We start from the raw sequence: 7,250 nt of genomic DNA, 5'->3' as shown, positions 1-7,250 counted from the left end.
TGGACCCGCATGCGGGGTGTTGTGGAGGCCGGGGGAGAAAAACCCCCGGCTATCCGATTAAATTTTATGGTATGCACTCTAGCCAAACCCTTTCTTTTGGATGATGAAGAGCTATGCTTTCCAGGGCCTCTTCAACGACTTCTGAATTGCCAAGATCTATAGCGTATAAAAAATTGGTGAGGTAGATGCCCAACGCTCTTATTTCATCCATTTCATCCTCAGTCAACACTCCAGCACCAACCCATACAGGGTATTTTCCGCTACGGATTATTGGTTCGAGCTCTTTATAACCTTCGCGTGTTGCTAGAAATATAACCATCGAGATTTATCACCTGATTGAAATGACCTTGCGCGGAGAAATTTAACATATAAGCGTTTATCCGCTGTGCGCAGCATGGCGGATAAACGTCTGTTGGACGAAGCCATGTACCGCACGTCTTTATAGTGGGGATTGTATCTTTGGCGGTGGGCCAAGCAGGCCATGAGCGGCGCTTCGCGCAGGTGTGGATCACCTTTACGGGTTCCTTCAGCCACTGTGGAGCCATGCCGGGGGGGTCCTTGGCAAGCGTATTGGAGTGAACAGTGACTGTCCTTTACTTCACGGGAATGTCCAGCCTTCAGGCCGGGAGGATGGCAACGTGCGCTGGCGAACGAACTTTATGCCCCGTTTTCTGTAGCATCCAAAACGATGGGAATTCCTGCTCCCGCAAACGAGAATCGCGTGCGATGTGGCTGTGAACAGCACATGGATGTGGAACCTATGCAACCGCCCCGAGCCGGCAGCCCACCCCATCCTTAACCAGAGGCAAGACCATGACAAGGCGAAACAACAGCAAGATGAGTAGTGACATGACGCAGCTGGGCATGGCCGCGCCGGTGGTGATTGCTGCGCGGATGACGCGTATGGCGTTAGCCGGTGCCTCGCCTTCGGCCGGTGACCGCAAGGAGATGCATCGCATGAGCGAGGAGAAGTTCGCTGCGTTCAACGAGTCGTGGAATGCCACAGCGACGCAGATGATGGGTGCGTACATCAACCTCAGTTTCGACCTGATGCGCCTAGCGTGGTCCCCTTGGTACCAGGCTGGGGAATTGGTGAACGCTGCGGCTACCCGGTTCGGCAACGCCGCCAATGCCAGCATGCAGGGTTCCCTTGGCCCGGCGCGCCGACGTGCCGTGGCAAACGTGAAGCGGCTTGGGCACAAAGCCCGGAGCTGACCGGGAAGGGAGGGCAGGTGGTGGGGCAGGCCTTGCTGCTTGCACCGCGCGGGAAGCATCCGGACCCGGGACACCCGGCCCGCTCATCGTCGAACCGCCGCCCTCGTGTTACCCGCCGAGCCAGTCTACTGGTCCAGCGTTGCACTCTATCGACGCTGCCTCGCTCAAGAGGCTGCCGGTTAAATGCCAGTGACCGCGAGATTCAGTGCCGCAACAATCTAATCCCTGAAATGGGAAAGGAAACCGACGGGATTTTCGAGATGTTTTCTGGCCCCGAGGAAATTCGTGCCAGGATACGGCTCCGTCATCGTCTGTTCATCGCGGCGTCACGTCATTGACCCGGTAGTGCCACGATACTCGCAATGGAACCGGGCCAAGGCGTCGCACAAGTTGCGCCACCCCTCCCGTTCAGGGCATTTGTAAGGTAGTGCTTGAGAGTTCAAAGAAGGTTTGCCATTGAGGGATGGAAAACCCATCGTAAAGCCAACCGTCAAGGAGTCAGAACAATGACCTCCAAAATGGAAACGCAAACCTTTTTCTGACTGTTGCTGCTGGTTTCCGTAGGCTTTCTCCGGGTGCTGAAACCCTCAAGGTCAGCGACCCGATCACGCACCAGAGGGTGGGAATGGTCAGGGCGAGCCAGAGAGCGGGGCCGCGCAGGATGATCAACAGCACGCCCAGAGTGGCGATGACTCATGACGACCTCGTTCTGAAAAGCTCAGGTTTGACTGCCACCGTAGCAAGAATCAGTGTGAAGGCCGAGAGCACAAAGACCTTTTGGCCGGGACCTTGGTAGCTGGCCGGGCTTGCGGACGGTGACACCATAGCGGCTTGACGTGAAAGAACCAATGCTTGAGCCGAGCATGATCCTGGCGGTCAGGCTGTCATTTGCCGGAATGAAGCAACCTGTCCCCGGAGTATGGTCTGGCCTCCGGGTATCGGCAAATCAGGCTTTACGCTTGGGGCAATCCTTACAGCGCTTGCCCTCTTTGTACTTCTTGCAACATTTTTCCTTCTTCTTTTTTGACATCAGGGAGGTTTTCACGCGGCTGGGCCGTGGTGGATGTGGGTCATCCTGACTGTGGCGTCATCAGGCGAAGATCCGCTCAGGCGACGGCCGCCGCCTCCTGCCCCATCATCTTCGCAGCGGCGGCCAGCTCGGTGTCGATCATGAGCAACCCTTGGCCGCTGTCGCCGAACAGGCGCAGCCGACCGAGGATGTCATTGACGGTGGCCTCTTCTTCGATCTGCTCGGTGACGAACCAGTGCATGAAGATATTGGTGGCATGGTCCTTCTCACTGAGCGCGTGGTCAACGATGTCGTTGATGGCGGCGGTGACCCCCTGTGCGTGCTCCAGGGTGCGTTCGAACATGGACAGCACTGAGCCGGTCTGTGACGGCGGTGCGGCGATCGCGCCGTGGGTGACCTTGGCGTTCTGGTCAAGCACGTAGCGCACCATCTTCAACCCGTGCGCCATCTCCTCGTTGTGCTTCCCCAGGAACCAGGCCGCGGTACCGCGCAGATTGGCGTTGTCGGCCGCGGTCGAAAGGGCGAGATACAGGTATGCTGAGTAGAACTCGCGGTTGATCTGGTCGCTGATCTTGGCGGCCATTGCAGTGGAAATCATGACGGAGACCTCGGGTTGTGAAGTAGAAAAACCTGAAAGCAATTCTTATCGCAATAATCATGTCAGGTCGGATGAAAAAGTTCATTGGCACCCACTTTGAACGTTTCCGTGCCGATTGCAAGCTCAACCGCGCGCCGGCGTGGGTTTTCGGCAAATAGCCGCCGCTTGTAATTCATCCTGCTGCTGTCCCGGGGTATCGCATTGGCGAGGCACAGGGCTTAGGCTGGGGTGAATCCTTCGCGGGTGGCAGTGCATGGGTAAGTTCATCTTGTTGCTGATCATCGCCGTCTCGGGTTCCGCGGCGATCCAGCGTGTCTGGGAAGCCGTGCCTCACCACTGGGCACCATGGGAGCCGCTGGCGGTGGATGACCCGCTGACGCCGGTCAGCAAATGGAAGCTTCGTCAGCTGAGTCACGACCGCCAGGGCTGCCTGGCGGCGCTGGATACGGTGCCGGACGGAGAACTCACCTATGTCGTGCTGGATGACCATGAGCCGGTAGCGGGCTGCCCGCTGGAGAACGTGGTGCGCGTCCAGGCCAGCGGGGTCGATTTCAATGCCGCTTTCGTCGCCAGCTGCCCACTGGCGCTGGCCTGGGTGATCTACGAGCGTCAGCGGCTGCAGCCCGCCGCCGAAGAGGTATTCGGCAGTCGCCTGACGAGTGTCCAGCACTACGGCAGCTATAGCTGTCGCAACGTCTACGGCCGCGAAGCGGGGCGCTTGAGTGAACATGCCACCGCCGAGGCGTTGGACGTGGCTGCATTCGGGTTCGCCGACGGCCGACGCGTCACGGTGCTGCGAAACTGGGACGATGATGGCGAGGCGGGGGAATTTCTACGCCGGGCCCGGGACGGCGCCTGCGATATCTTCGGCAACGTACTGGGCCCGGACTATAATGCCGCGCATGCCGATCACTTTCATTTCGGCATGCGCGGTTTCCGGCTGTGCCGCTAGCGGCGCGCTCGACGGAGGGATCGGAATGGTCGGTGGCTTACTGGGCGAGTTCTTGTACGGGCAGGGCCGAAACAGAGGAACCCCTTGGCATCGCGGGCAGTGTTTGGTTCGCCCGGGGGGTCTTTCCTGGTTTCGAGCGGCCAGACTCATCGGCGCCACGTTCCTGTGCTGTGCAGTTTTTACGGTCACCTCCGTTGCTGCCCAACCGCTATCCGGTAGCGAGGGTCGGCTGGTGCGGGTCAACGCGCCTGATGGCGCAACCGAGTCCCAAGGTCGAGTCGAGGTCCAACCCATCGCCAGGGATGACCAGATCCGGCAACGACTCGAGGATATTCTAGTCGCGACACACTGGTTCAGCGAGCCCGAGGTCACTGTCCAGGAGGGCCTTGTTTTCCTGAAAGGAACAACGGAAAACGATGAATCCAGGCTGTGGGCCGGAACCCTGGCAAAGAATACGCAGGGCGTCGTTGCCGTCGTCAATGAAATCGAGGTGGTTCTCACCACGGTTTGGGATTTTGATCCAGCCTTTCAAGTACTGAATGATCTTGCACGCGGCCTCATTCGATCCCTGCCCCTGATCGTGGTGGCGGTGAGCGTCATCATCATTTCGTGGATCCTTGCCAGGTTGACGGTGTTCCTACTGCGTCGCCGGCTTCGATCTCGCCCCCTCAGCCAGCTTTTGCGCGAAGTATTGGCCCGGGCGGGTGGGATACTGGTGATGCTTGCCGGCCTGTACCTTGTGCTGCGTATCGCCGGTCTTACGCAACTCGCGCTGACGGTGGTGGGCGGCACAGGTCTGATCGGGTTGGTGCTGGGCATCGCATTTCGTGACATCACCGAGAATTTTCTTGCCAGTCTCTTTCTCAGCCTGCAGCAGCCGTTTCGTGAGGGCGACCTGGTGGAAGTGGCCAATATCACGGGTTACGTTCAGCGGCTGACTTCGCGTACCACGGTTCTGATGACACTCGACGGCAATCAGGTGCAAGTCCCCAATTCAACCATCTTCAAGAGCACACTCCGTAACTTCACAAGTAACCCCGATCGCCGTGATGATTTCATCGTAGGGATCGGCTACGAGAATTCCATCCCGTTTGCCCAGGAAGTCGCCTTGAAGGTGCTCGCTCAACATCCGGCCGTTTTGAATGAGCCCGAACCCATGGTGCTTGTGGAAGATCTTGGACCGGCCACGGTCAACCTGCGTGTGTATTTCTGGCTCGATGGCGGTCGCCATAGCTGGGTGAAAGTGAAATCCTCTGTCATTCGACTCGTCAAACGGGCCTTCCAGGATGCTGGAATCTCACTGGCGGGCGCGGCTAACGCCACCTTCCCTCACGGCATGCCTGTACGCATGATGGATGGCGAACTGGCTGCGAAACCTGCCGACTCGGCTCTTCTGCCGAGGCCGCCCGCCGAACCCAAGACCGTCGCGACCGAGGCAGAAGCAGGCCTGCAAAGCGAAGCCAATGAAATCCAGGAACAGGCGCGTAAATCCTGGACACCTGGCGAGAATCTATTAACGTCCTCATCCCCTTCCGATGCCAAATGAAGGCGCGTGGAGTTCGACGCATGATGACTCATTGTCTCAGCGCCACCCTGAACACCCGACTTCCCGACCGTGAGGGCCTGTACTGTCTGACCATTGCCCACGGACGTTTCAGCCGGATCGCCCCCGAGCCCGATAGGTTGAGGACGATAAGACGATAAGGGACAGGCACTCTTGAGTTTTTGGTGGGTGATTCGCACACGTATAACAGGCCAATCAAATCCCCAGATACGCCGCCTTGACCTTGTCGTCATCCAGCAGGTCGCGACCGCTGCCTTGCAGAACCACCCTGCCCGCTTCCAGGACATAGGCCCGGTCGGAGATGGCCAGGGCCTGGGAGGCATTCTGCTCCACCAGGAATACGGTGATCCCTTCGCCGTTGAGCTCGCGGATGATGTCGAAGATCTCTTCCACGATCAGGGGCGCCAGCCCCATGCTGGGCTCGTCCAGCAGCAGCAACCGGGGCCGGGCCATCAGTGCCCGCCCCATGGCCAGCATCTGTTGCTGCCCGCCGGAGAGCATCCCCGCCAGCTGGTGACGCTTCTGGCGCAGGATGGGGAAGCGACCGTAGATCCGCTCCAGATCCTCGTTCACCTCCGCCCCGCCCTTGCGGGTGAAGGCCCCCAGGCGCAGGTTGTCATGCACGCTCAGGTCCCGGAATACCTGCCGGCCCTCCGGCACCTGTACGATGCCCATGGCCACCCGCTGGTGGGCCGGCACGCGGGTCAGGTCCGCCCCGGCATAGGTCAGCCCCCCCCGGTCCACGGGCTGCAGACCGGACAAGGTCATGAGCAGGGTGCTCTTGCCCGCGCCGTTGGCCCCCACCAGGGAGACGATCTCGCCCCGGCAAATGGTCAGGTCCACTTCATGCAGCACTTCGATGCGGCCGTAGGAGGTGACCAGACCCCGCACCTCCAGCAACGCCTCCCGGGCCGATGCCGGCGCCAGACGCCGGGGATGATCGATACCCAGCCCCCCCACGTGTTCGGGAGCCATGTTGATGATGCGGTGACGCAGTTCCTTGAATTCTTCTCGAACCCGCTCACCGAACAGGGGATCGTCGTACTGATCCTTGGCTTGGGCGATCCGTTCCCAGTCCGACGCATCCAGTAGCGCCCCGGCCTGGGGGATGAGCACACGCTCCTCCTGTTGGACATGCCGGCGCAGGGTCTGGGTGAACCGGGACATGGCCTGAATGAAAGGCTCGCGCCCCCGGGGCCAGTCGTCCAGGCTCTCGTGCAGCAGCGTGCGCAGGCGCTGCAGGGCGTCGTGGGCGGTGAGGTAGTCCTGTTCCAGTTCGTCCAGCGCAGGGATGCCGTCGGGGACCCGCGCCCGCAGACACTGGAACAGCAGGATCTCGTTGGGACGACTCTGCACCCGCTCGGAGAAGTGCTCGAAATAGTCCAGGATGGCGTTGATCAGGACCTCATCCGGGACCTGGGCGGCATCGTCGATGTCCTGCTGCAGGCGTTCCAGCAGCAGGATGATGCGCCACAGGTTCAGGTGTTCCCGGGTGATGATGTGGACGGCCTGTTCGCGGGGATCGTGGCGATGCTCGGTCATGGGATTCCGGCTGGTAATGAGGGGTGGTGCGTCTTGACAGGGCTAGCCGCCCAGGTAGGCGGCGATCACGTCCGGGTTGTCACGGATCTCCCGGGGCGTGCCTTCGGCCAGCTTGCGGCCGTAATCCAGCACCAGGATCCGGTCGGAAATCGACATCACCAGCTTCATGTCGTGCTCCACCAGGACCACGGTGATGCCGCCGGCCGCCACCTTGCGGATGAGCTGTTCCAGGGCGGCGGTCTCGGTGGAGTTCAACCCCGCCGCCGGTTCGTCCAGCAGCAGGATGGAGGGCTGGGTGGCCAGGGCGCGGGCGATCTCCAGGCGCTTGAGGGCACCGTAGGGCATGGCG

7 protein-coding genes are annotated in these 7,250 nt (G+C 60.3%); 3 read left to right on the top strand and 4 right to left on the bottom strand.

Translation table 11 applies throughout. The features are described 5' to 3' along the window. Window positions 1-64 precede the first annotated feature (64 nt). Complete coding sequence (locus LQ952_RS14945) at window positions 65-319, bottom strand: hypothetical protein (protein WP_238623424.1); 255 nt, start codon at window positions 317-319, stop codon at window positions 65-67. A 494-nt stretch (window positions 320-813) separates the two neighbouring features. Here LQ952_RS14945 and LQ952_RS14940 point away from each other — a divergent pair, with 494 nt between their 5' ends. Beyond that, window positions 814-1,215 (top strand): polyhydroxyalkanoate granule-associated phasin, encoded by a 402-nt coding sequence (locus LQ952_RS14940; protein WP_347402090.1) that lies wholly within the window; start codon window positions 814-816, stop codon window positions 1,213-1,215. Window positions 1,216-2,321: 1,106 nt separating this feature from the next. On the opposite strand, the gene LQ952_RS14935 is transcribed toward LQ952_RS14940, so the two are convergent. Beyond that, window positions 2,322-2,828: a ferritin gene (locus LQ952_RS14935; RefSeq protein ID WP_238623422.1), complete on the bottom strand. Its 507-nt coding sequence runs from the start codon at window positions 2,826-2,828 to the stop codon at window positions 2,322-2,324. A gap of 268 nt (window positions 2,829-3,096) precedes the next feature. Here LQ952_RS14935 and LQ952_RS14930 point away from each other — a divergent pair, with 268 nt between their 5' ends. Continuing rightward, window positions 3,097-3,795, top strand: a complete 699-nt coding sequence (locus tag LQ952_RS14930) for an extensin-like domain-containing protein (RefSeq protein WP_238623421.1) — start codon at window positions 3,097-3,099, stop codon at window positions 3,793-3,795. A 25-nt stretch (window positions 3,796-3,820) separates the two neighbouring features. Next, the gene (locus LQ952_RS14925; protein ID WP_238623420.1) at window positions 3,821-5,341 is read left to right on the top strand and encodes a mechanosensitive ion channel family protein; all 1,521 of its coding nucleotides are present in this window, start codon (window positions 3,821-3,823) and stop codon (window positions 5,339-5,341) included. A gap of 213 nt (window positions 5,342-5,554) precedes the next feature. Here LQ952_RS14925 and LQ952_RS16085 read toward each other — a convergent pair whose 3' ends face one another. Beyond that, a complete protein-coding gene (locus LQ952_RS16085) occupies window positions 5,555-6,901 on the bottom strand; it encodes an ATP-binding cassette domain-containing protein (RefSeq protein ID WP_238623419.1) in 1,347 nt (448 codons plus the stop codon). Window positions 6,902-6,943: 42 nt separating this feature from the next. Then, the coding region (locus tag LQ952_RS14915) for an ABC transporter ATP-binding protein C-terminal domain-containing protein (RefSeq protein WP_430733776.1) at window positions 6,944-7,250 on the bottom strand (307 nt) is incomplete at its 5' end.

It is taken from the genome of Ectothiorhodospira lacustris (assembly GCF_022227785.1).
GTDB lineage: Bacteria > Pseudomonadota > Gammaproteobacteria > Ectothiorhodospirales > Ectothiorhodospiraceae > Ectothiorhodospira > Ectothiorhodospira lacustris.
This window is presented reverse-complemented; position numbering and strand designations above follow the sequence as displayed.

Excerpts from the sequence above, each read along its gene's own strand:
- LQ952_RS14945 (WP_238623424.1), bottom strand. The coding sequence starts at position 319 with ATGGTTATATTTCTAGCAACACGCGAAGGTTATAAAGAGCTCGAACCA.
- LQ952_RS14930 (WP_238623421.1), top strand. The coding sequence starts at position 3,097 with ATGGGTAAGTTCATCTTGTTGCTGATCATCGCCGTCTCGGGTTCCGCG.
- LQ952_RS14925 (WP_238623420.1), top strand. The coding sequence starts at position 3,821 with ATGGTCGGTGGCTTACTGGGCGAGTTCTTGTACGGGCAGGGCCGAAAC.
- LQ952_RS14935 (WP_238623422.1), bottom strand. The coding sequence starts at position 2,828 with ATGGCCGCCAAGATCAGCGACCAGATCAACCGCGAGTTCTACTCAGCA.
- LQ952_RS14940 (WP_347402090.1), top strand. The coding sequence starts at position 814 with ATGACAAGGCGAAACAACAGCAAGATGAGTAGTGACATGACGCAGCTG.
- LQ952_RS16085 (WP_238623419.1), bottom strand. The coding sequence starts at position 6,901 with ATGACCGAGCATCGCCACGATCCCCGCGAACAGGCCGTCCACATCATC.